22 protein-coding genes and 1 riboswitch are annotated in these 26619 nt (G+C 44.1%); of the genes, 14 read left to right on the top strand and 8 right to left on the bottom strand.

Annotation, left to right across the window (positions count from 1 at the left end; translation table 11 throughout):
* Window positions 1–53: 53 nt before the first annotated feature.
* From ACFQ21_RS27065 to ACFQ21_RS27105, 9 genes are all read left to right on the top strand, one after another.
* Complete coding sequence (locus ACFQ21_RS27065; protein ID WP_377585058.1) at window positions 54–659, top strand: sugar transferase; 606 nt, start codon at window positions 54–56, stop codon at window positions 657–659.
* Window positions 646–1260: an acetyltransferase gene (locus tag ACFQ21_RS27070; protein WP_377585061.1), complete on the top strand. Its 615-nt coding sequence runs from the start codon at window positions 646–648 to the stop codon at window positions 1258–1260. The genes ACFQ21_RS27065 and ACFQ21_RS27070 overlap by 14 nt, the downstream gene beginning before the upstream one ends.
* Window positions 1257–1883 carry an acetyltransferase gene (locus ACFQ21_RS27075; RefSeq protein WP_377585064.1) on the top strand — a complete coding sequence of 209 codons (627 nt, stop codon included), beginning with the start codon at window positions 1257–1259 and terminating at the stop codon, window positions 1881–1883. The genes ACFQ21_RS27070 and ACFQ21_RS27075 overlap by 4 nt, the downstream gene beginning before the upstream one ends.
* A gap of 2 nt (window positions 1884–1885) precedes the next feature.
* Entirely contained in the window at window positions 1886–2428 is a 543-nt protein-coding gene (gene xrtF, locus ACFQ21_RS27080) for an exosortase family protein XrtF (RefSeq protein WP_377585067.1), read from the top strand.
* A complete protein-coding gene (locus ACFQ21_RS27085; RefSeq protein WP_377585070.1) occupies window positions 2425–2832 on the top strand; it encodes an exosortase F system-associated membrane protein in 408 nt (135 codons plus the stop codon). Before xrtF ends, ACFQ21_RS27085 begins: the two co-directional genes overlap by 4 nt.
* Window positions 2833–2853: 21 nt before the next feature.
* Window positions 2854–3978, top strand: coding sequence for a DegT/DnrJ/EryC1/StrS family aminotransferase (locus tag ACFQ21_RS27090; protein WP_377585073.1), 1125 nt, complete (start codon window positions 2854–2856; stop codon window positions 3976–3978).
* Between the two features lie 100 nt (window positions 3979–4078).
* The gene (locus ACFQ21_RS27095; protein WP_377585076.1) at window positions 4079–8857 is read left to right on the top strand and encodes a T9SS type A sorting domain-containing protein; all 4779 of its coding nucleotides are present in this window, start codon (window positions 4079–4081) and stop codon (window positions 8855–8857) included.
* Complete coding sequence (locus ACFQ21_RS27100; RefSeq protein WP_377585079.1) at window positions 8858–9049, top strand: hypothetical protein; 192 nt, start codon at window positions 8858–8860, stop codon at window positions 9047–9049.
* Window positions 9046–11007 carry a polysaccharide biosynthesis protein gene (locus ACFQ21_RS27105; RefSeq protein ID WP_377585082.1) on the top strand — a complete coding sequence of 654 codons (1962 nt, stop codon included), beginning with the start codon at window positions 9046–9048 and terminating at the stop codon, window positions 11005–11007. The genes ACFQ21_RS27100 and ACFQ21_RS27105 overlap by 4 nt, the downstream gene beginning before the upstream one ends.
* 217 nt (window positions 11008–11224) lie before the next feature.
* Here ACFQ21_RS27105 and ACFQ21_RS27110 read toward each other — a convergent pair whose 3' ends face one another.
* Window positions 11225–12103 (bottom strand): DUF6089 family protein, encoded by an 879-nt coding sequence (locus ACFQ21_RS27110; protein ID WP_377585085.1) that lies wholly within the window; start codon window positions 12101–12103, stop codon window positions 11225–11227.
* Window positions 12104–12153: 50 nt separating this feature from the next.
* Window positions 12154–13365, bottom strand: a complete 1212-nt coding sequence (gene sucC / locus ACFQ21_RS27115; protein ID WP_377585088.1) for an ADP-forming succinate--CoA ligase subunit beta — start codon at window positions 13363–13365, stop codon at window positions 12154–12156.
* A 69-nt stretch (window positions 13366–13434) separates the two neighbouring features.
* Between sucC and ACFQ21_RS27120 the strand changes: the two genes are divergently transcribed.
* The gene (locus ACFQ21_RS27120) at window positions 13435–14091 is read left to right on the top strand and encodes an ABC transporter ATP-binding protein (RefSeq protein ID WP_377585091.1); all 657 of its coding nucleotides are present in this window, start codon (window positions 13435–13437) and stop codon (window positions 14089–14091) included.
* A gap of 315 nt (window positions 14092–14406) precedes the next feature.
* Here ACFQ21_RS27120 and mtaB read toward each other — a convergent pair whose 3' ends face one another.
* From mtaB to ACFQ21_RS27150, 6 genes are all read right to left on the bottom strand, one after another.
* Window positions 14407–15726: a tRNA (N(6)-L-threonylcarbamoyladenosine(37)-C(2))-methylthiotransferase MtaB gene (gene mtaB / locus ACFQ21_RS27125; RefSeq protein ID WP_377585094.1), complete on the bottom strand. Its 1320-nt coding sequence runs from the start codon at window positions 15724–15726 to the stop codon at window positions 14407–14409.
* A gap of 88 nt (window positions 15727–15814) precedes the next feature.
* Window positions 15815–17545, bottom strand: coding sequence for a phospho-sugar mutase (locus ACFQ21_RS27130; RefSeq protein ID WP_377585097.1), 1731 nt, complete (start codon window positions 17543–17545; stop codon window positions 15815–15817).
* A 69-nt stretch (window positions 17546–17614) separates the two neighbouring features.
* On the bottom strand, window positions 17615–17890 hold the full coding sequence (locus ACFQ21_RS27135; protein WP_377585099.1) for a Trm112 family protein: 276 nt from the start codon (window positions 17888–17890) through the stop codon (window positions 17615–17617).
* A gap of 55 nt (window positions 17891–17945) precedes the next feature.
* A complete protein-coding gene (locus ACFQ21_RS27140) occupies window positions 17946–18617 on the bottom strand; it encodes a thiamine phosphate synthase (RefSeq protein WP_377585102.1) in 672 nt (223 codons plus the stop codon).
* Between the two features lie 11 nt (window positions 18618–18628).
* Window positions 18629–19687: an AIR synthase family protein gene (locus ACFQ21_RS27145; RefSeq protein WP_377585105.1), complete on the bottom strand. Its 1059-nt coding sequence runs from the start codon at window positions 19685–19687 to the stop codon at window positions 18629–18631.
* A gap of 41 nt (window positions 19688–19728) precedes the next feature.
* The gene (locus ACFQ21_RS27150) at window positions 19729–20430 is read right to left on the bottom strand and encodes a class I SAM-dependent methyltransferase (protein ID WP_377585108.1); all 702 of its coding nucleotides are present in this window, start codon (window positions 20428–20430) and stop codon (window positions 19729–19731) included.
* A 79-nt stretch (window positions 20431–20509) separates the two neighbouring features.
* Window positions 20510–20604, bottom strand: a riboswitch (TPP riboswitch).
* A 144-nt stretch (window positions 20605–20748) separates the two neighbouring features.
* Here ACFQ21_RS27150 and ACFQ21_RS27155 point away from each other — a divergent pair.
* From ACFQ21_RS27155 to ACFQ21_RS27170, 4 genes are all read left to right on the top strand, one after another.
* The gene (locus tag ACFQ21_RS27155; RefSeq protein ID WP_377585110.1) at window positions 20749–21189 is read left to right on the top strand and encodes a hypothetical protein; all 441 of its coding nucleotides are present in this window, start codon (window positions 20749–20751) and stop codon (window positions 21187–21189) included.
* A gap of 250 nt (window positions 21190–21439) precedes the next feature.
* Window positions 21440–23344, top strand: coding sequence for a DNA topoisomerase IV subunit B (locus ACFQ21_RS27160; protein ID WP_377585112.1), 1905 nt, complete (start codon window positions 21440–21442; stop codon window positions 23342–23344).
* 89 nt (window positions 23345–23433) lie between these two features.
* The gene (locus ACFQ21_RS27165; protein ID WP_377585114.1) at window positions 23434–26298 is read left to right on the top strand and encodes a DNA gyrase/topoisomerase IV subunit A; all 2865 of its coding nucleotides are present in this window, start codon (window positions 23434–23436) and stop codon (window positions 26296–26298) included.
* A gap of 125 nt (window positions 26299–26423) precedes the next feature.
* Window positions 26424–26603 carry a type II toxin-antitoxin system HicB family antitoxin gene (locus ACFQ21_RS27170; RefSeq protein WP_377585884.1) on the top strand — a complete coding sequence of 60 codons (180 nt, stop codon included), beginning with the start codon at window positions 26424–26426 and terminating at the stop codon, window positions 26601–26603.
* Window positions 26604–26619 lie beyond the last annotated feature (16 nt).

A 26619-nucleotide genomic window follows, 5' to 3' on the forward strand; every position in this document is an offset into this window, starting at 1 on the left:
AAAGCGCTCGTCATGTATTGCTTCGTGTATCTTTGCAAATAAAAGTTTAAGGTGTGTACGTATCGATAGTAAAGCCTTTTTTCGACAAAGCCACTGCTTTTGTAGTGTTGATTGTTGCTTCTCCACTGCTGGTAATATCTATTATACTGTTGTGGTTTGCCAATAAAGGAAATATATGGTTTCTGCAGGAGCGCCCTGGTAAGAATGGCAAAATATTCCGAGTGTTTAAATTTAAAACGATGACCGATGAACGGGATGCTCAAGGCAACTTGTTGCCTGATGATAAGCGATTGACGGCCGTTGGTAAATTCGTACGGAAAACTTCGCTGGATGAATTGCCGCAGATGATCAATGTACTGAAGGGCGATATGTCTATCGTTGGACCGCGCCCGTTGTTGGTTGAGTATCTTCCACTCTACAATCATCAACAAAGAAGGCGACACGAAGTTAAACCCGGCATAACAGGCTGGGCACAGGTAAATGGTCGCAATGCCCTCGATTGGCCTGAGCGATTTGCCTGCGATGTCTGGTATGTGGATCACATATCCTTTGCGTTAGATATTAAAATCTTATTTTTGACAGTTGTAAAAGTATTTAAAGCTGAAGGCGTCAGCAGTGGCACATCAGTAACAATGGAGAAATTTCGTGGAAACACATAAGATCATTTTACAAGGTGGCGGTGAACATGCCCGGGTTGTGTTGGACAGTTTGCTTACGCTGGGGCATAAGGTTACGGCTCTTTTCGATCCAAAATATTCGGGCGATTTATTCGGTGTACCTCAGCGAGGTTCTTATGATCCGGAGTTTGAGCCCCACGCAAAAGCCGTAGTCGCCATAGGTAATAACGCAGTGCGAAAGCGTGTAGCAGTGGTAACGAAACATACGTTTACCAATGTTATCCATCCTTCTGCTATAGTTTCTTCTTTTGCATCTTTAGGAACCGGCAACATGTTGCTGCAAGGCTCAATCGTTCAGGCACAATGTAAGTTGGGAAACCATGTAATTATTAACACGGGCGCTACGATCGATCATGATTGTGTTATCGAAGATTTTGTTCATATCGCACCGGGAGCAGTACTGTGTGGTTGTGTAAGTATAGGGGAAGGATCATTTATAGGAGCAGGTTCCGTTATTATTCCCGGAAAGCGAGTAGGTGCCTGGGCAACGGTGGGAGCCGGTGCTGTAGTAATTCAGGATGTGCCTGATTATGCTGTAGTGGTTGGCAATCCAGCCCGCATCATTCGATACGAGAAGTCATGAAAAAGGAGCTCATTATATATGGAGCCGGTGGATTAGGACGTGAAATACTGACGATGATTCGTGCTTTACCCGAATGGCAGCCGATAGGTTTCATCGATGACAAAGTCCCCCCGGGTACATCAGTAAAAGGATTGAAGGTGTTAGGAGGAGTGTCCGTAATGCAAGCAATGACTTCAACCGTGAATGTTGTTCTTGCTGTAGGTAGTCCGTTGGTAAAGCAGCGACTTGAAGAACAATTGTTGAAATATTCCGTATACTTTCCAACGTTGATTCATCCTTCTGTTATTATGCAGGACTCTGCTTCGATTACTATAGGAGCAGGCAGCATTGTTACAGCAGGCTGTATCCTGACCACCGATATATATATAGGTAAACATGTTTTGATTAATCTGAATACAACAATAGGTCACGATTGTAGCGTTGAAGATTATTCTTCCATTATGTGTGGAGTAAATATAGCAGGAGAGGTAACTATAGCACGATCTGCATTTATAGGGTCGGGCGCTAATATTTTGAACCAGGCATCATTGGGAGAATCGTGTACAGTAGGGATGGGGGCTGTTGTATTGAAAGATGTTTTACAACGCACTACTGTGGCAGGTGTTCCGGCTAAAGAGATTTGAAGATGGCATCCATTTCATTGAAAGAGTTTAAGCCAACTATATTTTTCCTGGTAAAGTTTGTCGGGCTATATGTTGTATTAAATCTGTTGTATGGCTTCTATATAACATCATATCATCCCAATCCTGATCCTATAACGATACTAGCATCAAATAATTCTGCATTTGTGTTGAGAGTTTTCGGGACGGATGTTGTTGCTGTTGATTCACTCAAAAAGCCTACGACATCTTTGGTGTGCGATGGGAAAAATATAGTGTCGGTCTACGAAGGCTGCAACGGAGTAAACGTAGTCATTGTATTCCTGGCTTTTATAATTGCATTTGGTCCTTTTACCAAAAGAATGTTGTGGTTTATACCGCTGGGTATTCTATGTATACATCTTATAAACCTGGGGCGAATATCATTGCTATTCTGGGTGTCGAATAGCATGCCGAAGTATATGTACTTTACGCATAAGTATTTATTCACAGCCATCATTTATGTAGCTGTCTTGATCTTGTGGGTGTGGTGGGTGCGCATTTCGTCAGCGGATAAGAAACAATCATGAAAGTACGCATCGTCCTTGGGATAGTATCGGTTGCCGGACTTATCGTGGTGTTCCTGTTCCAGCGCATCAATATTGCAGCAGCAATGGAGGTGTCCCATCATCAGATTCATCAGTTCATTATAAACCGATCAATCCGTTTTCTGTTAAATGATTTCCTTACCATTGGGTTGATCTTCGCGTTGTTTGCGGAAAGAAAGTACGTGATATTTGCGCTGTGGGTTCAGGGGATAGGGATTGTATTTTTTCTGATCCCATACTTCATACTGAAAATTCAATATCCTGCATACAATGGGCCGTTACTTTCGTTTTTACACAGATTGATTCTCAATCCAACGCTATTACTGCTGTTGATCCCTGCATTTTACTATCAAAAGAAAATAAGCTCTAACGGAAAAACTGTTTAATGTATATTTGCCTTTTTGCATATGACTAAAGAAAAGATTTACCTGTCGTCTCCTCACATGGGTGGGGAAGAAATAAAATTTGTTAATGAAGCTTTCGAGGCAAACTGGATATCTCCGGTGGGTCCCAACATCAATGCTTTTGAAGAAGAGTTGGCCACGTACAATGGAACAAAATATTGTGCAGCGCTTTCATCCGGTACTGCAGCGATTCACCTTGCTTTAATCTTGTTGAATGTAAATCCGGGTGATGAGGTTATCTGTTCATCATTTACCTTCTCAGGTTCTTGCAATCCTATTCGTTATCAGCAGGCTATACCCGTGTTTGTTGATTCCGAAACAGACTCCTGGAACATGGATCCTGTTTTACTGGAGAAGGCTATAAAAGACCGTATCGCGAAAGGCAAAAAGCCGAAGGCAATAATTATCGTTCATTTATACGGCATGCCTGCCAAAATGAATGAAATAAATGCAGTAGCAAAACAGTATGATATACCGGTGATCGAAGATGCTGCTGAAGGACTTGGTTCAAGTTACTTTGGAAAGAAGCTTGGTACCATGAGCGATATGGGTATTTATTCATTCAATGGTAACAAGATCATAACTACCTCCGGTGGTGGTGCTCTTGTATCGGAGAACAAAGACTGGATTGCCAAAGCAAAATTCCTGGCTACACAAGCACGTGATGCTGCTCCTCACTATGAGCATACACATATAGGCTATAACTATCGCCTCAGCAACATCAGTGCAGGTATAGGTCGTGGACAACTTCGTGTGTTGGATGAGCGTGTACGTCAACGCAGAAATGTATTTGACTTCTACAAAAAAGAATTGGCAGGTATTAAAGGCATCGTGTTTCAAAGTGAGTTTGAGGGTGCCTATGCCAACCGTTGGTTGACAACTATATTGATCGATCCGGCACAGACAGGATTTGATCGCGAGAAACTGAGACTCACACTTGAGAAAGAAAACATCGAGAGCAGACCGTTATGGAAGCCGATGCACATGCAGCCTGTCTTCCAAGAATATCCATCCTATACATCCGGAGTATCTGAAAAACTTTTTGAGACAGGACTGTGTTTACCGTCAGGATCAAACCTAACTGCTCAACAACTTTCTGGTATAGTTGAAATAATTAAGAATACCTAAATAGTTGGTATGTTATAGAAATATTGTCTAGCTTCATAGGCAGTTGTCCGAAGAAACAAATCCCCCTAAATAAAGGACTTCGGTCCTTCTGCCTATGAATATGACTAAACTCGCACTGAGTATCGGGTTCATATTGTTTACAGGTTATTTACATGCACAAACAATTACCTCTAATCAAGATGGTCCCTGGAACGCCACTTCAACTTGGGTTGGTGGTATAATCCCAACCAATACCAATTCTTCCGCTATTGTCATCAATCACAATGTATCTATACCCAATGGGTATTCAGTTACAATTGATGGTCTAACATTAAATTCTCAGGTAACGATAAATGCCGGCGGCACACTGGATTTTCTATCGGAGGCAAGTCCGGGGTTTGCTCAGAATTATATCAATGGAACGTTAGTGAGAGAAGACTTGTCCAATCTTACCGGCACCACGGGGAACAACCTTGTCTTTGAATCAGGCTCGATCTATAGACATCTCTTCACAACAACGCAAGGAGCTATACCGCTGGCCTCATGGAATATAAATTCAACCGTACAGATTGAAGGATATACTTCGTACTCTTTCAGTAGTGCTGCAGGTAACTGGTCGCAGTCCTTTGGCAATGTTGTGTGGGATTGTACCGCGCAAACCAACACGTTCAACATGAATGGCTTGTTGACTTCGATTGCCGGAAATTTCCGGGTTATCAATACCGGTACAGCGGTTCTTCAAATGGCAACTACTCAAAATCCAACAATATCTATTGGCGGAGATCTATCTATTGAGAACACCGCACGTGTACGCTTGACGACTACAGGAGGCGCGCCCGGAACTATATATGATATTACCGGAAGTTTTATATATACTTCCACGAACGCCACGGGTTCGGATGTTACAACATCAGGTGTATGTACGCTGAATATCGGAACAGATTTCAGTATGAATGCTCCCGGTGGACTTCTTGCTATTTCGAGAAATGGTGCCGGTGTTTTAAATATAGGTAACAACTTCGATCTTGTCAGCGGAACGTTATCGGAGATCGGTGTAGGTAGTGGGGATATCAACTTTGTTGATCCGGGAATCGATCATACATTTTTAAATACAGGCACAATCAGCGATGTCAGCTTGCTCAACTATACTATACCGGCAGGCCATTCCCTGCGATTGATTGGTGAGTCTCAATTGTTGGGAGGAACCAGCAGTTCTTTGACGGTGAGCGGAACGCTCATTGTCGAGTCAGAAAATTCAACAGGTGCTATAATAACCGGAGCCTTTGATGGTTTGGGTAACGTACGCGTTGAAGACAGAATATTCAATACAAATTCCAGAATTGTTTATGGTGGTGCCGCCCCGCAATTTATAGGAGATGGACATCCTTCGACACCAGACGTTGATGCCGAGATTAACAATGCATCCGGTGTCTCTTTGGAATTGGGTACACCTACATCGCTTACATTAGGGAGAGATCTTTATATCACCACCGGTAACCTGAATGTAGCAAACGATGATCTGATCATTTCCAGGAATGTATACCTTACTGGCGGAGATATTTCGCTTACGACTACCACCAATATACGAACATTGCAAGTAGACGGAGATATAGGCCTTACTGGCGGAAATATAAATCTAAACAGTGGTGATGCTGATGCTATTCTGGTCGTGAATGGTACGATATCAGGTGGTAACTATATATTCTTTAACGGAGATAATTGCAATCTGCAGATTGGCGGATCAGGAAGTCTTGGTATGGACTTCCCGCTTTTTGGTGCCACCGCCGTTGAGACAATCACCGTTGATCGGGCAGGAGAGACGATTGTCTTTGCACAGGACCTTACTACACTGGATATTACCATCGACAATGGAGCCGTTGATATGAATGCACCGCTGGTAGTATTTGACGATCTGAACCTGGCTACCGGTACAACACTATATATAGAAGGGCAGACGCTTGAGTTACGCTCACAATTTAATAATACCTTAACGGGTGGTGTTATATCGTCAGACGCATCGTCATCACTTAGCATTCTTGATGCAGGTATATTGGGAACCCTCGCATTTTCTCCAACCGGTAATACGCTTGGCAGTTTTACCCTTAACAGAGCAACAACAGGTACGCTGGTTACATTGAACAGTAGTGTCACCGTGTTAACTACCTTCAACCTTGCCGATGGTATAGTTGATAATATATCAGGACTGACTTTCGGTAATGGAACCAATGTTACCCGAAATTCTGCGGCATCTTTTACGGGTACCAGTGCAGTACCTGCAGGTGGCCCCTATAACCTTGCCTTTACCGGGGGAACCATGACTACCGGGGCAGAGGCAAGAGGTTCGCTTAACAATGTTACCTGCAGCGCCGGAACAATTACGCTGGCAGCAGCGATAACAGCGTCTGGCACATTTTCAGTTACATCGGGTACATTTACAAGCGGAGCCAATACAGTTAATGTCGGATCACTTACGATATCGGGCGGTACATTTAATGCTCCCAGTTCAACGCTGACGGTGTCAGGAGATGTAACCAATAGCGGCACATTTAATCGTAACAATGGAACAATCATATTTGCCGGAACGTCTTCTATACTGGGGACATCCAATCCTTCCTTCCAGAATGTAAGCATCAGCGGTACGCTTACTTCGCCGGCAACATTTAACGTGCATGGCGCTTTTACAAATAACGGGACATTCAATGCGGGTACTGGTACCGTTGCGTTTTTAGGAACGGCAGCGGTTACGCAGGTTGTAAGTGGCAGTAGCGTTACAGCCTTCAACAATATATCTGTGGCAAACTCTACCGCTGCTACCGATGTACGCTTTGAAAACAGCCATACCGTACGAGGCACATTATCAATTACAGCCAATGCGGTGGTGGATGCCGATGGAACAACAGGTACCGGTATATTAACGTTACTTTCCACAGACGATGATCCGGCAGTCGATGCTGCTATTGCTGCGCTCTCCGGTACATCACAGGTAACGGGTAACGTAACGGTTCAACGGTATATGTCTATTGAAGGAGGCAATAACAGCCCCTCGTTTAATAACGGTCGAATATATAGATATATATCATCGCCAGTTCAGAATGCAACCGTGCAGGATATTCAGGCAGAGATACCGATTACCGGGTCGTTTACCGGTACTTCAGTTTGTAGTGGTTGCGGAACTTCACAATCCATGTTTTTATATAATGAATCTGTTATCACGGATATAAATGGCAGCGGAGCCAATGATGTTAACGATGGGTACCAGGATTTTCCATTAAACGCCAATACAGAAACATTCACTACCGGGAGAGGATATACATTATTCATCCGTGGGAATATGCCTCCGATATCAACACGCGGAAACGCCCGCTGGGATGTGCGAAATCCTATCAATTCAGGAACAGTCAATTTTACTACCTTTATGTCCTATACATCCTCAGGAGTTGACGCGAATGACGGATGGAACCTGGTAGGAAATCCATATCCTTCAACTATCGATTGGAACGCAGCAGCCGGATGGACGAAGACCGGTTTGGACAATACTATATATATGATTGATAACTCAGTCAATCCGCCTGTGTACGCAACCTTTAATGGTACCTTGGGTACAAACGGAGGGTCCCGATATATACCGATGGGACAAGCCTTCTTTGTAAAAGCCAATAGCGGAGCGTTTACTTTCAGCTGTGCTGAAACCGTGAAGTCGCCAGGTTCCGCGACTATATTTTTCAGAGAGGCTGCGCCTGAAAACGTACTTCGTATTACGTTGCGACAAGGAGTATATCGCGATGAAACAGTTATTCACTTCCGTGAAGATGCGACTGAACAGTTCGACAATCATGCAGACGCATTTAAGCTCATGAACAGTTCTTTTAATGTCTCCACAATGTTGGGTAATGACAAAAGACTTTCCATCAACTCACTTCCTGCATTAAGCTGTCAGAATACGATTAAACTGGATGTCAGCAATATTGAAGAAGGCCACTACCGACTTGATTTTTCTGAGCTGGAGTCGTTTACCAAGGGTATAGCATTATCGCTGACCGATAAGTTTACCAACGCCCAGGTATCGATAAAGGAATTGCGTTCCTACGAGTTTGATGTAACCTCGGATGTTCACAGTTATGGTTCCGAGCGATTCTATATTTCCATCTCCCCAGCGAGCGAACCTGCATATACATTGGCGCATGAGTCGCGCATTTGTAAAGGTGAAAACGTGGTGATAAAGATTAACGGCTCTCAGGGCGGTAACGACTATGCTGTTACGATGCGAGGCCAGCCGGACGAAGTTATACGCCAGCGCAGCAATGGAGGTATACTTGAACTCACCATACCAAACGACAAGGTGTTGGTTGGCGAGAACGTGTTCACCATCTCGGAACAAAATGCTTCGTGTGCCACATCGCTATCGTCCGTGGAGGTCACCGTTTTTGTTGAAGAAATTCAACCGGCCACGATCACGGTAGGGGAGAAAAACGTACTAACATCGAATTATGAGGCCGGGAACACCTGGTACTTCGATGGCACGATAATAGGGGAAGAAAAGGCTGTAAATATCTCTGAATCCGGAGAATACACGCTCGAAGTTGTTACTGGAGCATGCATTCTGGTATCAAAACAAAACATTTTCGCAGAAGATTTGCAGTCTGATTTCGGTGGATATAGGGTTTATCCAAATCCTGTAGCCAAGGGAAAATTGTTAAAGATTGAATCTAAGCAATTAATTAGCAATGAGTTGCATATAACCAACGCATTTGGTGTACAGATCGGAAAAATTGCTATGATACCTTATGATCAGGGATATTTGGGCGAGTTTGATTTGGGAAAATTTCCGACAGGGATTTATTTTGTAACTTTGAGAAGTGGAAATACTATTAAGAAAGTCAAGGTTTTAAGTTTAGAGTAGATGCGCAAATTATTCCTAGTACTTAGTATAGTTTTTATAAGTTCTTTAACATCATCGGCACAGCCAGGCAACCCGGAAACAGATCCGGATCAGCCAGTACCCATCACGGGTATAGAGTGGTTGATTGCCGGTGGGTGTGCTATAGGATTGAAAAAATTCCTGTCTTCTAAAAGGGCTTCTTCAAAAGAATGAAAAGAATAAGTCAGACAAGATTAGCCCTTCTTCGGAGACGATTAAAGGGAAAATACTTGCTTCAGAATGTTATAAACCGGCTCACATTCCTGCCCCGGTGGGTCATTATTTTAATTGACTTATCGGTAATAACATTCTCGTTTGGGCTAGCTTTTTTTTTCCGGTTTAATTTCAACCTGAATTCCATCGATGAATTTAATCCTTCGTTCAGTATCCCTGCTGTATTATTTATCTCGATAATATCAACGTTAATCACCAAATCGTACGCTGGTATAGTGCGCTATACTGGTATTCAGGATGCCATACGGATTTTACATACTGAGTTACTGAATCTCTCGTTCCTAGTCGTTATTAATTTGATATACTTCTATAATGTAGGAAAGAACTTCATTCCTTATTCGGTAATATTCATTTCGTTCTTTATTTCTTCTGTACTGTTATACCAGTATCGATTGGTTATTAAGAGCATCTTCAGTCACTATAAATCAAACTTTCCCAACAAGGTTCCTGTGTTGATTTTCGGGGCTGGTGTTGCCGGCTTCCTTACTAAACAGGCGATTGAAGCTGATATGACTGGCCAGTATAAACTGGTAGCTTTCTTAGACGATGATGTTAAGAAAAACCGTAAGGATATAAACGGAACAAAGATCTATAGCTATGATAAGTTGACAGAACTTGTGGATAAGTACAAGATTAAGAAGATAATTATCGCGGTACGTAGTCTCTCCATCGAAAGGAAGAATGAAATAGTAGATGACGCGCTGAATCATCTTATCCGGGTGAGTTATGTAACTTCGTTTGATAAGTGGCTTAAGAATGAATGGGATGTTAAAGAGATCCGGGATGTTAACATTGAGGATCTTCTGGGCAGAGAGGTTATCAAACTGGACAATAAAGCTATCGATGCTGACCTGCAGGGCAAAGTAATTTGCATTACGGGTGGAGCGGGATCTATAGGTTCAGAAATGGCGCGCCAGGTGCTGAGCTTTAAGCCGAATACATTAATATTGATCGATCAGGCCGAGTCTCCATTATATGAGATCGAGCGTGAACTGAGAAGTAAGAATAAGCAAACGAAGATTTTCGTATTCATTGCTGATGTCTGTAACAAGACACGTATCAGAAGAATCTTCGAAGAGTTCAAGCCGGAGATATTATTCCACGCGGCTGCCTACAAGCACGTGCCGCTTATGGAGAGCAATCCATCGGAAGCTGTGAGTGTAAATATATTCGGTACCCGTACGTTGGCGGATCTTTCTGTTGAGTTCAAAGTAAAGAAGTTCGTAATGATCTCGACAGACAAAGCTGTGAACCCAACGAACGTGATGGGATGCACCAAGCGTATTGCCGAGATATATGTACAATCTCTCGACAGACATCTTGAGCGCCTTGGTATCAGAAAGACTTCCTTTGTAACAACGCGCTTCGGGAATGTACTGGGTTCCAATGGATCCGTTATACCTGTATTCAAGGAGCAGATTAAAAACGGAGGACCGATCACCGTAACACATCCGGAGATCACCCGATTCTTCATGACTATACCGGAAGCTTGTGAGCTTGTGATTGAAGCCGGAGTAATGGGGCAGGGGGGAGAGATCTTTATTTTTGATATGGGTAAACCTGTGAAGATTTATGATCTGGCCCGCAAGATGATCAAGCTATCTGGTAAGGAATTAAATAAAGATATAGAGATTGTCTTTACCGGATTGCGCGATGGCGAAAAGCTATACGAAGAGTTGTTGAACGATCAGGAAAACACTATCCCTACTCACCACGAGAAAATTCTGAAGGCGAAAGTATCAGAGTACTTGTACGATGAAGTTTCCCGTAACCTTGATCTACTCGAAGAATTCATCAACGATAAGAACGAGCACAAAATGGTTACGCTTATGAAAGAGATTGTGCCGGAGTATAAGAGTAATTATTCAAGGTTTGCTGTGCTGGATGTAGCACATTAAGAAGCATAAGAAAATATAGAGTAGGAATAATTTCTGGCTAGGGTATTATCCATCATTAGTATTGTATCATTAGTTAGAAAACTAACCTGGCTCTTGTCAATTCCAATGGTTTGTGAACTGATATCAAGACTGATTCCGAATCAAAGTCAAGTATAAAAAGAAAGAGGGATACATTTTGTATCCCTCTTTCTTTTATGCCGTTGTATACTTTAATATACTACGGTCTTCTATAGTAGTATTTTCTTTTCTTATTGTACAGCTTTCTTTGAGAGTCGTTGAATAACTCGTAAGGAAGATAGTATTGAAGTGTAACATTCATCAGGAAATAACCATCGTTCTCTTTCGGATTTCCACGAACACCAGCTTGCGAAGGATTGGCGGGTTGCGTTCCAATTTCAACACGCCTGTCAGATAAAGCTCTGGAGAGATCACTCTTCAGCGTTGATGCTTCCGGATATCTTCTTACACTTACATCATCCAGATAGTCAGTAAAGGTAATTCGATAGCCTCCTTCGATAAGGAGGTTAAAGAATGGATCCAGTTTTATTCTTGCTCCCAAACCAAAAGGAATTACCGGAGTAATGCGGCTATAACGCACACCTTCTGTTTCAAGAGGTTGAAGAGCATACTTTTTACCCTGGTACTCTGCTTTCGGATTGAAGTACAGTAAACCTATACCGGCAAATGCGTGCAGGTTCAACTTCGATCGCTGATAGAAGCGAAGTCCCATCGGACTAAGATTCACAACCCCGAGAGCACTTAACTCTATATTGGAAGATGTGAAAGACAGGTTTCGTTCTTGTCTGTCATCATCCGCTTTAGCATCGTCCCCTGAAATCTGGAAGAATGTTAAGCCGGCGCGCACGCTAATGCGATTATGGATATAGTATTCAGCGTTGGCAGCGATGTTGAATTTGAGTATACCAAATTCTCCAGGGTTAACCATTTCGCCATAATAATTAGCCGTGCCTGAGCCAAATCCAACCAACAGGTTTCTATTCTTTCGAACGGCATAAAAACTTTGTGCGTCCGCTACCTGAAAGAGGGCGCAGGTAGAAAAAGCAGATAGAGCTAAGAGTCTTTTTATTGATCGCATTACGAGCAAAGTTTGTACAATATAGAAAATTTGGTGAGTCTAGGAAATTCCTATGCCAATACTTCCTTTACACGTTGTGCTGCGTCTTTTAACAGTATTGCGGAGAACACTTTCAAGCCGGATTGTTCAATGATCTTCGCGCCTTCTTCAGCGTTAGTACCTTGTAAACGTACTATGATCGGAACCTTGATATCGCCAATCTTCTTGTAAGCCTCAACAACTCCGTTGGCAACACGGTCGCAACGAACAATACCACCAAAAATGTTAATCAGGATTGCCTTCACATTTGGATCTTTCAGAATGATTCGGAAACCTGCTTCCACAGTTTCAGCATTTGCTCCACCACCTACGTCAAGGAAGTTAGCAGGTTCACCACCAGAGATCTTGATGATGTCCATAGTAGCCATCGCCAAGCCGGCTCCGTTTACCATACAACCTACGTTACCATCCAGTTTTACATAGTTAAGTCCGGCTTTACCAGCTTCAACTTCCAATGGATCCTCTTCTGTTATATCACGCAGTTCAGCAAGATCTTTATGACGATACAAGGCGTTGTCATCCAGATTTACTTTTGCATCAACAGCGAGTATTTTATTGTCAGATGTTTTTAACAGCGGATTGATTTCGAACATTGAAGCATCAAGTCCGAGGTAAGCATTGTAAAGCGAGTGAATGAATTTCACACCTTCTTTGAAAGCATTTCCTTCCCAACCTAATGAGAAAGCAACCTTACGAGCCTGGAATGGCTGAAGACCAACAAGTGGATCGATCCATTCTTTAATAATTTTTTCAGGATGAGTTTCTGCAACTTCCTCGATGTTCATTCCTCCTTCTGTAGAAGCCATAATTACCGGGCAACCCTTCGAGCGGTCGAGGAGGATACTCATATAATATTCTTTCGGTTCGGTCTCGCCCGGATAGTATACATCTTCAGCGACCAGAACTTTATTTACCTTTTTACCTTCAGGTCCGGTTTGGATAGTAACAAGTGTACCGCCCAGAATAGCTTTTACCTTATCGTGTACTTCGTTAATTCCTTTCGCCAGAACAACACCTTTCGATCCGGTTTCCTTCACGGTTCCCTTTCCACGACCACCGGCATGTATCTGAGATTTAACAACAAACCATTTGGTGCCGGTCTCTGCCTGTAGCTCTTTTGCTGCAGTTACTGCATTGTCTGGAGTATCGGCTACAATGCCCCGTTGAACGGCCACACCATATTTCTTCAGAATTTCTTTGCCTTGGTATTCGTGAATGTTCATTGAATTTTTTGTTTTGGGCGAAACTAGCGTATTTAAAGCTTTATTTCAAAGGAATCTATACAATTAGCAATGTTAAGAGCTACACAGGTTGAAAAATCCTACGGTCAGTTGAAAGTACTGAAGGGGGTAGACTTAGAAGTTAATGAGGGTGAGGTGGTTGCCATTGTTGGTGCCTCGGGTGCCGGCAAAAGTACTTTACTGCATATTCTCGGTACTTTGGATACGCCAGACCGCGGCCAACTCTTTATTCACGATAAAAATGTATTCTCACAGTCGCCTAAAAACCTGGCTGCGTTCCGGAATAAATCCATTGGCTTCGTTTTTCAGTTCCATAACCTCTTGCCGGAGTTTACTGCGCTTGAAAATGTATTGATACCGGGCCTGATTGCCAACAACACCAACGAACAGGCTATACGAAAACGCGCTGAAGAATTGCTGAGCATGTTGGGGCTGAGTTCGCGTATACATCATAAACCTTCCGAACTGTCTGGTGGTGAGCAACAAAGAACAGCTGTAGCCCGTGCATTAATTAACTCACCGGCTATAATTCTGGCCGATGAACCAAGCGGTAACCTGGATTCTAAAAACGCATTGGAGCTTCACGGACTATTCTTTCAACTGCGGAAAGAACTGAAGCAGACGTTCATCATCGTTACGCACAACGAAGAACTTTCAAAGATGGCGGATCGAAGAATTGAAATAAAAGATGGAATTGTAAATCGATAGTTGTTGATCGATTTTACAGACAGGTATAAAAAAACGAAGAAGAAAGCCCTTCACAAACCAAAACCCCCAAGTTCGTGGCTTCCTCCTTCATCCTAAAGCAGGCAGGTTAGAGTAGACTGCTTATTTCTTTTAACTGGATTGATGATACAAAGATATAGCACGCTGAGAACCTGATTCGTGCAGAGACCGGAGAGAAGGTAGAGGTGTAAGATGATCTTAATTTCTACAAAATAGTGCACGCAGGGTGGTAGTAATCCGAGAGGTGTAGTAACAATCTTACAGATAACCTACACCTGATATTGCCTGCACTATATATTAATGGATGAATACTTCCGCTTGTGCATCTTCTACTTCAACATGGCCGTGATCGTTGATGGCCAGAAGCTTAACGTGTTTCAACTCGTTGACTAATACAGGATCGTATTTCGCTGTAACACGGATATAGTTTTCGGTAAAGCCATGCATCATTCCGTTTTCAATGTCATTTTCAAAAAGAACGGTGGCTTCTTTGCCGAGATTCTCTTCGTAAAACTTTCTGCGTTTTTTATCGGAGAGTATATGCAGCATTTTGGAACGATCAGCCCGCTGACTTCCCGGTACTGTACCAGTCATTTCTGCAGCAGGTGTATTCTCGCGCTCCGAGTATGTAAATACATGGAGGTATGATATGTCTAACTCATTGAGAAACGCGTATGTATCGAGAAAGTCTTCGCGTGTTTCTCCGGGGAAACCTACAATCACATCAACACCAATGCAGCAGTGCGGCATCAGCGATTTGATTTTGGCAACACGATCGGCATATAGCTCGCGCATATAGCGTCTGCGCATCAGCTTCAGAATTTTGTTCGAGCCGGATTGTAAGGGTATGTGGAAATGAGGAACAAATCTTTTTGACTGAGCAACAAACTCGATGATATCGTCTGATAAAAGATTCGGTTCGATTGATGATATACGAAAGCGATCTATACCTTCCACTTCATCCAGCGCCTTTACCAGATCAACGAAACGCTCAACGCGTACTCCTTGTTGAATACCAAAGTCGCCAGTGTTTACACCCGTCAGCACAATTTCGCAAACTTCAGTCTTTGCAATATCATGAGCAGTCTTCAGTATATTTTCGATGCTGTCACTTCGGCTACTGCCGCGTGCCAATGGTATCGTACAAAACGTGCAGGAGTAATCACAACCATCCTGTACTTTTAAAAAAGTACGGGTACGATCGTTAATAGAGTAGGAGGTATTGAATTTATTAGCCTGTTCAACTTCCGAAGCATATACTTCAGCCTGAGGCTTGCGTACAAAACCATCGAGTAATTCTACCAGTCGGAATTTTTCGGCAGCTCCCAACACAGCATCCACTCCCGGAATCTCGGAAATCTCTTTGGGTTTTAACTGTGCATAACAACCTATAATGGCTACGTATGCATCCGGAGCTATACCGCGTGCTTCGCGCACGATCTTGTGGCATTTCTTATCGGCATTCTCCGTTACGGAGCAGGTATTGATAATGAAGATATCGGGAGTATCGGTAAAGTCTACTTTCTTATAGCCTTTCTCCTCAAACATCCGTGAAATGGTGGATGTCTCTGAATAATTAAGCTTGCAGCCCAGCGTATAAAAAGCGACTTTTTTCATGATGAAGCCGCAAAGATAGGGAAAACGTGTTTAGGTGTGTAGGTGTTTACGTGTTTAAGTTAACGTACACACCTACACACGTACACACTTACACACTCTGCAAATATGCTTCTACGCCTTTTATTTTCAGGTCGAGTTGTTCATCGACCTTTTCAAATTCTGAGCGTGAGGCTAATGGAGCGTTTACACTGATGTAAAACTTGATCTTGGGTTCTGTGCCGGACGGACGAACAGAAACCTTTGTGCCGTCTTCCAGGTAAAACTGAAGCACATCTGATTTAGGGAAATCGAGATTGGTTTCTTTGCCCGTCAACAGATCTTTTTCTTTCAGGATTTTATAGTCGAGCAAACGAACCACGCGACTGCCGATAATCTCGGAAGGAGGGTTGTTTCTGAACTTCTCCATCATCGCCTTAATCTCCTGTTCTCCCTGCTGACCTTTTTTCGTTACGTTAAGCAGTCCTTCTTTATAGTAAGCGAACTCTACATACATATCGATAAGCCAGTCGTACATAGACTTGCCTTCTTCGGTAGCGCTGGCGGCCATCGCAGCAAAGAATGCGCACGATGAAACAGCATCTTTATCGCGAACAAAGTCACCCGCCATATAGCCATAACTTTCTTCTCCGGCGGCTACGAATTTTTTCTTGCCTTCGAACTTGCCCATCAGCTCCGCTATATATTTAAAGCCGGTGAGTGTGTTATAGCATTCAACACCAAAGCGTTCAGCCATCATGTCGATGAGCTCTGATGTAACGATGGTCTTTGCAATATAGGCGTTGTTCTTGTCTTTCAGGTTCTTCATGATGAAGTACATCATCAGGCTGAAAGCCTGGTTGCCATTGAGGAGTATAAATTCTCCGTTGGATTTACGCACGCCCATCCCCACGCGATCTGTATCCGGGTCGGTAGCCATAACCATAGTGGCATTCACTTCTTTACCCTTTTGAATCACAAGCTCCATCGCAGATTGTTCTTCCGGGTTCGGAGACTTTACCGTAGGGAAATCACCATCCGGTTCTTCCTGTTCTTTTACTACATGGATATTAGTGAACCCGATTTGTCGTAAACATTCAGGCACCATCGTGATACCCGCACCATGAAGACTTGAATATACCAAGGGTATATTTTTGTGCTTGGCGATTACATCGTGGTTCGGAATGATCTTCTTTACTTCTTCGTAGTAAGCTTGCTCAACCTCAGGGCCTATAACATTAATGTTGGCAAGTGTTGGTTTAAACTTAACCTGGTCGAACGAGGTGATGGCCTTTACTTCTTCAATGATATTTTTATCGTGAGGAGGCACTACCTGTGCACCACCGGTCCAGTAAGCTTTGTAACCGTTATATTCTTTCGGATTGTGTGATGCAGTGATCACCACGCCCGAGTCGCAGTTGAGATAACGGATGGCGAAAGAGAGGAGAGGAGTGGGGCGAAGTTCATCGAACATATATACCTTGATACCGTTGGCAGAGAAAACGGCTGCTACGATTTCGGCAAAGTCGCGGCTGTTGTTACGACTGTCGTGAGCAATGGCAACTTTTATTTCCTTGCCCGGAAAAGTCTTGTTCAGGTAGTTGGAAAGTCCCTGCGTGGCAACACCAACAGTATATTTGTTCATACAGTTGGAACCAACGCCCATGATACCGCGCAATCCACCGGTACCAAATTCAAGATCTTTATAAAAACTATCGATCAGTTCTTTCGGTTCTTCTTTGGATAGCAGCGCTTTGATGGCTGATTTTGTCTTGTCGTCAATCGTGCGACTGGTAAGCCAGGTTTCTGCTTTTGCCTGTACGGTTTCTAATAACTCACTCATGATCTTTTTTAGTAAGGCCGTAAATTTATCATAAGTTTTTACAGACGCGATGTGTTTCCACACTCATTTTTAGATTTCCTGACCAGCGGCAAGAAGTTTGAAAGTCTGCGAGTCGTTGTCGATTTGTAACCCCCAGCGATGCAGCACCGGGTGTTCCAACGATTTCTCGCGATACTCGTCAGGCGACATAATAGGTATACCATAGATGATCGGGTAGTAACGCTTGCAATGTGTACAGGTAAAGATACCTTCCAGTATAGTATCGCCTTCCTGGCGGATGATCTTCAGATCGAGATCGTTCTTATCAAAAGGACAGGCCAGTTTATGAAGAAGTGAAGTTTTCATGATGATTCATTTGTTGTGTTTGAACAGCTTTAATAAGTGGCTGAGGAATACATTTTTATCGCGGACGAGTCAGCGCCTCCTTGAAGTCTTGTGCAGCGCGTGCCGGGTCGTCTGCTTTTAATATCGCGGAGATCACGGCAACGCCGTTTATACCCAAAGGCAACAGGGTGTTGATCGATGCCGGAGTAATTCCTCCAGCAACAAAAATGGGCAGATTGGTTTGCCGCCTGGTTTCTTCTACTACCTCCGGACGAACAATTTCACAAACACCAGCCGAGGCCGAAGGGAACATGGAACAGAAAGAAAGATAGTCGGCAAAGCGTATAGCCCAATCGATGCGAGTCTCGTCATTGCCACAGGTTATACCGGTGAGGAAAGGTCTCGTTATGGTATTACGGTTTGTGTCCCAATCGGCAGGTATAGCATCGAAGTGTACACCATCAATCATGGTGCTTTCGAGCCAGTGCCATTCTTCGTTGATAAGTACGGGCACATCAACGGCATGCGCCAGCGTAGTGATACTGTCAATGAAAGCTTTTTGATCCTGACCTTTGTGCCAATGATTCCAGATCTGGAGAACATCTACACCACCTGCCAATGCAGCTTTCACTTTGGGCAGAACGGTTTCGATGCCTTCATGCGGATCAATCACCAGGTATACTCCGCCTTTAACCTTTCTGCGGAGGTCTTCGATTGTTTCAGTATATAGTTTACCGTTTACTGTCATATACCTTTGGTTTATTTCCAGCCTTTCCCGAACGCGTCAAAGAATGCACTCCAATAGGGATCGGCTCCCGGATGTTGCAGCTCAACAACTTCCTGATCGCGATGTATTTTCAATCCCTCCGATGGAGCCGTGACCGCACCAATTACAGTAGCCCGCACGTTGTTCGCTGCCAGATGTTCGACCAGAAGATGTGCCTTATCTGCTTTGGCGGTGATGATCATTGCGCCTGCTCCGACACAGTATAGCGGGTCAATGTTGAACAAGGCACCGATCTTCTGCTGAGGTTCACCCAAAGGTATAGCAGGCTCGTTCACTACCACACCACATCCGGAGGCATGCGCCAGTTCATATATAGCACCGAGTACACCACCCTCGGTAGCATCGTGCATGGCTGTAACCGACTGTGTATGCCGATGAAACTCACCTGTGGCCAGACCAGCTTCGACAGCGCTGGTTTCGTAAAACAATTTTGCTGCGCGTTGTTGAATATCAGAACCACAGGATTTTATCACCGTCTCCGGAAAGCTTAGCGCGAGGATGGAAGTAGCGATCAACGCACATTCTTTGGTCATGATCAGTACATCGCCTGGTTCAGCACCTTTACTGGTAATGATCTGTTCTCCCGGAGCTACGGTAATCATCGTGCCACCTCCGGCAATGGTGGAGTTTATGCCTTCAAATCGCCCGGTGTGTCCTCCGGTAATAGCAATGCCGAGGCGATTGCAGAACTCATGTATATAATGCCAGTACTGCTCAAAGTCGTGTACCCCAAGCGTTGTGGGAAGGTTCAACGTAAACTGTGCATACTGTGGAGCAAAGCCGGTGGTGGCCATATCGTTAGCCATGAGTTGAACCGAGAGCCAGGCCGATTCACGAAGTCCCAGCGTTGGTATGAGCGAAAGCGGATCGCTCGTCATAGCCATAGCCAGTCCATTGGGGAGATTCACGATGGAAACATCTACACCATACTCCGGTCCGATAACTACTTCGCTTCGCTTGGCACCGCAGAACGGGAACACCTTTTCCTTGAAAAATGAGTTTTGAATCTTGCCGGTTTCGGGGAAATCCATGTTTGTGCGTGTTGATGTGTTGGTGTTGAGGGGGATATACCTTAGCGTTTCAGCTTTACGTATAGGCCGAAAAAATCTCCGTAGGGAACCTTCCATTGTTGTACGGGGAACCACTCGGGCAGGCCGGTACAATTCCATTCAAGGGTATATTCTTCACCTAGCAAGGCTTCTTTGATGACCGCGGTTAACGTATTGGGCGTGTAGAAGTTAGCTGTTACATAGAATGGATTTTTACCGAAGAGTTGCTGTACTCGCCTGCGTACTACTTTCGGTGAATTACGGTTCATCATACCGAACACAATGCCGTGCTTGCCAACACGCGCTGCTTCGCGGATTACTTTAACAGGATCTTTATAATATTCGAAAGTGGTGATGAAGGCAACGGCATCGAACGTGTTGTCTTTGAAGGGCATATGGTGTGAGTCGGCCAACACTAAATCACCTTTGAACAACTGCACGCCTTGTCCCAACATAAAAGGAGAGAGGTCGCCACCCGTGGCTTCTATACCTATATCTTTCCACCAGCGGGTAAAGCGTGTCGTGCCGCATCCGAACTCGAGCAGCGTGTGGATGCGGTCATCTTTTTTAAGAAGATCGCCAATGATTTTCTTCTGCCAGATCTCGGCTCGTTTGTAGCGTCCTTCGTACCAAAGTTCATACGTGTCGGTATGTTCGCGGTTGAAGAACCATTCTTTCCGGTTCTGCCAGGATCTCAGATTTTGCGTGACGAGGTTAAAAGACATTGTTTGCTTGTTTAAAATCCAACAAAAAAGCCGCACCCAAAAAGGAATGCGGCTCAATATCGTATGCCTGCGCAAAGTGAAATCGAAGCTGTGCATTCCCTTCGCTGGTATTAGCCAGATCAGGTTCCCCGGGTATAATCTCAGCCGTTTTGCACAGCACCCCGATGCGCTTATGAGACAAAGGAAAGTGATAAAACCGGACGATGCAAGACCTCTCCATTAAAATTAGCGTGATGCCATTCTTCAGGTTTTAATTAAAAATGAGTTTTGTTTGTTAAAAATGATGGTGGTTAATTGCGGCCAAATTTGAAAGGCGTTATGATGTTCAAGGTTTTCAGAGCGGTATGGTTTTTCTCGCTGATCGGGGTGCTGGGCGCGCTTTTATATGTGTACGCAGACCTGCCAGAGAATGTGATTGTGCAGCAGGAGGGAATCGAATCGAAGCTGATCAGTCGTGATATTTTCTTCTACATTGTGCTCATTCTGCTTACCATTGCCAATGCGTTGGTGTATGCTGTTGGTAGTGTTTACAAGCACGACCTGACTTTCAAAGCATGGTTCTGTGGTTTGATTATTACCCTCAACCTCTTTTTTGTGGTGGGATTATTCCTGGTCAATGCCTATAATAGTGACGAACGTTTTGATTTCAGTAGGATCGGTTTTGTGATTTATGGTAGCTTGGGGCTGATGGTTTTGTGGGCAATAAGCTGGCCGGTGGTGAAGATGGTGGCTAATAAAAGATCTAATGAATTAGTTTAAATTATTATTCATTAGTATTTAGAAATCAAGTATTTAAATGTTTTAATCTTATTCATTTTTGTAGTTAAAGTTTTTGTTGAATAATTGAAGTGACTTTAAAATTCATTTTATTAGATGCGTATAGATTTTTTGCCGGGTTTAGGAAGCTGATTCTTTCAACTTCTGTTCTTGAACCCGAAGCAGATTTTTTAAACTTTGAAACTGAATTTTTTAGTCTTCAATTTTCTGAACACTAAATCCATTTCGTGCTATGGCAAAATCGGAGAAAGACTCTTCTATGTTCACGTATGACGAATCCAGCATCAAGTCGCTTGACTGGCGTGAGCACATTCGTCTGCGACCTGGTATGTACATCGGTAAACTCGGTGACGGGTCATCCAAAGATGATGGTATATATGTACTCGTAAAAGAAGTTATCGATAACTGTATCGATGAACACATGATGGGATACGGCAAAAACATCGATGTGCACATCACCGAATCGAAAGTTACCGTGCGCGACTATGGCCGTGGTATTCCACTCGGTAAAGTCGTGGATGTAGTTTCTAAAATCAACACAGGTGCCAAGTACGATTCCGGTGCGTTTCAAAAGTCGGTGGGATTGAACGGTGTCGGTACGAAAGCAGTGAACGCGCTCTCCAGTTATTTTAAAGTGCAGGCTTTCCGCGAAGGTCAGCAGAAACTGGCGGAGTTTAAGAAAGGTGTTTTGGTTAACGATCCGAAGCCGGGAAAGAGTGACGAGAAGAACGGTACATACGTTGAGTTTGAACCAGACAACACGATGTTCAAAAACTATCACTTCATTCCGGAATACCTGGATGACCTGATGTGGAACTATGCGTTTCTGAATGCCGGTCTTACCATCAACTATAACGGACAGAAGTTTTTCTCGAAAGACGGTCTGCTCGATCTGCTCAGACAAAAGTCTGATGCCGATGATCTGCGTTACCCGATCATCCACCTGAAAGGAAAAGATATAGAAATTGCGTTGACACACGGCAACCAGTATGGTGAAGAATACTATTCATTTGTAAATGGTCAGAACACAACACAAGGTGGTACCCACCTCGCAGCCTTCCGCGAAGGTGTAGTGAAAGGTGTTCGTGAATTTTATAAGACTGATTTTGATGCTGCGGATATCCGCGCGAGTATAATTGGTGCTGTGGCGGTACGCGTGCAAGAACCTGTGTTCGAGTCGCAGACTAAAACCAAGTTAGGTTCGCTGGCAACAGCTCCGGAAGGAGGGCAGCCGATCAAGAGTTTTGTAGGCGACTTCGTTGCCAAGGAACTTGAGATATACCTGAACACCAATCCGATTGCTGCCGATGCATTAAAGAAACGCATTCAGCAATCTGAGCGCGAACGTAAGGAAATTGCCGGTATAAAAAAGCTGGCGAACGAACGCGCCAAGAAAGCAAACCTGCACAACCGTAAGCTTCGCGACTGCCGCTATCACTTCGATGAGAAGAATCCCAAAGGACAGGATTGTATGATCTTCATCACGGAAGGGGACTCAGCTAGCGGATCGATCACAAAGTCACGCGATGTTGAAACGCAAGCCGTATTCAGTCTTCGAGGTAAACCGTTGAACTGCTTCGGTCTTACCAAGAAGGTTGTATATGAGAATGAAGAGTTCAACCTGCTGCAGCACGCATTGAATATAGAAGACGGTCTGGATGGCTTACGCTATAACAAAGTGATTATATCTACCGATGCCGATGTGGATGGTATGCACATTCGCTTGTTATTGATGACGTTCTTCCTGCAATTCTTCCCTGACCTGGTAAAAGCCGGTCACGTATTTATACTCGAAACGCCACTGTTCCGCGTGCGGAATAAAAAGGAAACTATATACTGCTATAGCGAAGAAGAGAAACAGGCAGCGATGAGAAAACTCGGTGCTAAACCGGAGATCACACGCTTCAAAGGTTTGGGAGAAATTTCACCTGATGAGTTCGGAAAGTTTATAGGTGAGAACATTCGCCTGCAACCTGTTCTGCTTCATAAAGACAGTCACCTGCAAAAGATACTTGAATTCTATATGGGTAAGAACACGCCAACCCGTCAGGATTTTATTATTGAAAACCTTCGCATCGAACTCGATAAGGTTGAAGCAAGTGCCGAGAAAGCACAGGAAGAGGAAGTAGAAGCCTAGTATATATATCGCGATGCAGGATTTGCGATAGGCAGAATCCTGAAACAAAGACAAACAGCATTTTTGAAGTTTATATTTTTTAATCGGTCATGAGTAAGAAAGAAAACCCGAAAGCAAACGAGGACAACGAATCAAACGAAGAAAACAACAACGGTGCCGGTGGAGGAGAAGATGTTATCCACTCGGTTGCCATTGATGGGTTATACCAGAGTTGGTTCCTGGACTATGCATCCTATGTAATTCTTGAGCGCGCAGTTCCGCGCCTCGAAGATGGGTTCAAACCCGTGCAGCGCAGGATCATGCATTCGCTGAAGGAAATGGACGATGGCCGCTTTAACAAAGTAGCAAACGTGATTGGTAACACCATGCAGTATCACCCGCACGGTGATGCGTCCATTGGTGAAGCCATAGTAAATATAGGGCAGAAAGATCTGCTCATTGAAACGCAGGGTAACTGGGGTGATGTGCGCACGGGTGATGGTGCCGCAGCGCCACGTTATATAGAAGCGCGTCTCTCCAAGTTCGCGCTCGATGTAGTATATAATCCGCAGACTACAGAGTGGCAACTTTCTTATGACGGTCGTAAAAAGGAGCCGGTAACACTTCCGGTAAAATTCCCGTTGCTGTTGTCGCAGGGTGTGGAGGGTATCGCGGTAGGTCTTTCAACAAAAATTCTTCCGCACAATTTCGTTGAGCTCATCAAGGCTTCGATCGATATCCTGAAAGGAAAGAATCCTAAAATATATCCTGACTTCCCGACTGGTGGTATAGCAGACTTCACAGACTATAACCAGGGATTGCGCGGTGGAAAGATCAAAGTAAGAGCCCGCATTGAAGTGCTTGATAAGAAGACGCTGGTTATCCGTGATATACCGTTCTCGACTACGACAACTTCTCTTATGGAGTCGATCGTGAAAGCGAGTGAGAAGGGACAGATCAAGGTAAAGCAGGTAATTGATAACACCGCTCAAAATATAGAGATACAACTTCAGTTGCAGCCGGGGCAATCTCCGGAAGTAGCCATTGATGCGTTGTATGCATTTACGGATTGCGAAATATCGATCTCGCCGAATGCGTGCGTGATCGTAGATGACAAGCCGAAGTTCATGCCGGTTAACCAGATCCTGAAGCACAATACGGATCAGACCGTTCAGTTGCTGAAGCAGGAACTGGAGATCAGGCGTCAGGAGTTGATGGAGAAGATTCTGTTCTCATCACTGGAAAAGATCTTCATTGAGAACCGTATCTACCGCGACATTGAAGAAGCGGAAAGCTGGGAAGAAGTAATTGAGACAATCGATAAAGGACTCAAGCCGCACAAGAAAAAATTCTATCGGGAGATCACAACGGACGATATAGTTCGATTGACGGAGATCCGCATCAAACGTATTTCGAAGTTCGACTCGTTCAAGGCTGACGAGATGCTGCGTGATCTTCAGAAAGAGCTGAAAGAGACCGAGCATCACTTAAAGAACCTTGTTGAGTATGCTATATCGTATTTCCAGAAACTGCTGGAGAAATATGGTAAAGGTCGCGAGCGCAAAACTGAAATCAAGAGCTTCCAGTCTGTTACGGCTGTTGAAGTTATTGCCAACAACCAGAAGCTGTATGTAAACCGTGCTGATGGTTTTGTGGGCTACAGCTTGAAGAAGGATGAGTATATCTGCGATTGCTCGGACCTGGACGATGTTATTGTAGTCCGCAAGGATGGTAAAGTAAGGGTGTCACGTATCCAGGAGAAAGTGTTCATGGGTAAGGATATACTATATGTAGGCATCTGGAAGAAAGGTGACGATCGCATGGTATACAACGTGATCTATGCCGATGGAAAAGGAGGGAAGAGTTTTTCTAAACGTTTCAGTCTGCCAGGCGTAACCCGTGATAAGGAGTATGATATCACACAAGGCAATCCGAATTCGCGTATACTCTATGTGAGCGGAAACCCGAATGGTGAAGCTGAACAGGTTGAAGTAAAGCTTTCACAATCCAGTACCGCACGCAAGAAGGTATTCACATACGACTTTTCCGAACTCGAAGTAAAAGGCAGAAGCTCAAAAGGAAATATACTTACACCGTATCCGGTTCGTAAAGTTGACTTCCTCAAAGCGGGTGGCTCTACACTGAGTAAACTTGATCTGTGGTTTGATGCCGATGCTGGTCGTCTTAACAAAGACAAGCGCGGTCGCTATATCGGCAAGTTTGATGTGGACGACAAGATCATCACGTTCTATCGCAACGGTTCGTACAAGATCACGAATTACGAACTAACGAATCGTTTTGATCCGGAGAAGACTTTGCACGTTGAGAAGTTCAACGTTGAAAAAGTAATCTCCGCAGTATATGTCGATGGCGAGAGCAAGCAGTATATGGCGAAGCGTTTCGTGATCGAGACTACAACACTGGATAAAGAGTTTGGATTTATATCCGAAGGTATCGGTTCACGACTTGTGGCCGTAACAACTTCTGAAACACCGGAGATCGAAGCCGAAGTAGTGAAGGCAAAAGATAAACCGAAAGTAACCGAAGTTATAAACCTGGAAGAAGTTGTAGATGTGAAAGGTTGGAAAGCTGTCGGTAACAAACTTTCTCAGTACAAAGTATCGAAAGTGAAACTGGTTCAGGAAGAAGAAACTGGTCTTGAAGAAGGTGATGATGAGACTGTATTAACGGAGACTACTGACGCGGATCAGTCGTCAAAAAAAAAATTGAGTTCGAAACTGAACCCGAAGTCGAAGAAGACGGACAAGTCAGTCTCTTCGGCGAGCCCCAAAAAGCAGGCACCGGTCAAGGCGAAGTCAAAGGACAAGCCCCAAGCCACCAGCAAAAAAGTGAGCCCACCAAAAAAATCCAAGTCGAGCAGCAAGCCCTCTTCGGTGAAAAAGGTGGCCAAGAAAGCGCCAGCCAAGAAGTCGGCAAAAGCTCCGAAGAAGAGCAAGGGAAAAGGGAAGAAATAAATAAGTCAGGAAGTCCGGAAGACGGAAAGTCTTCTGGCAATTTCAGTGCAGGTGATACGATTGAGTTTGATGTTTGAGTATTTTGTAAATTGCTTCTATGAGAAATCTTCCGTTTACATTTTAAGATCGAGAAAGATGGAGAACAGTTTCATGCGTGGTGTCCTGAGTTACCAGGGTGTCATACACATGGCAAAACTCCTTCCTTCGCACTGGAAAATCTTAAAGATGCTATTCAACTCTACCTTGACGCGATCATGGAGGAGGAGATAGCACGACTGACAACCGAGATGTTGGATGAAGCCTAAGGAGTTAGTGAAGCTT

This window comes from Ohtaekwangia kribbensis (assembly GCF_042676245.1).
Classification (GTDB): Bacteria; Bacteroidota; Bacteroidia; order Cytophagales; family Cyclobacteriaceae; genus Ohtaekwangia; species Ohtaekwangia kribbensis.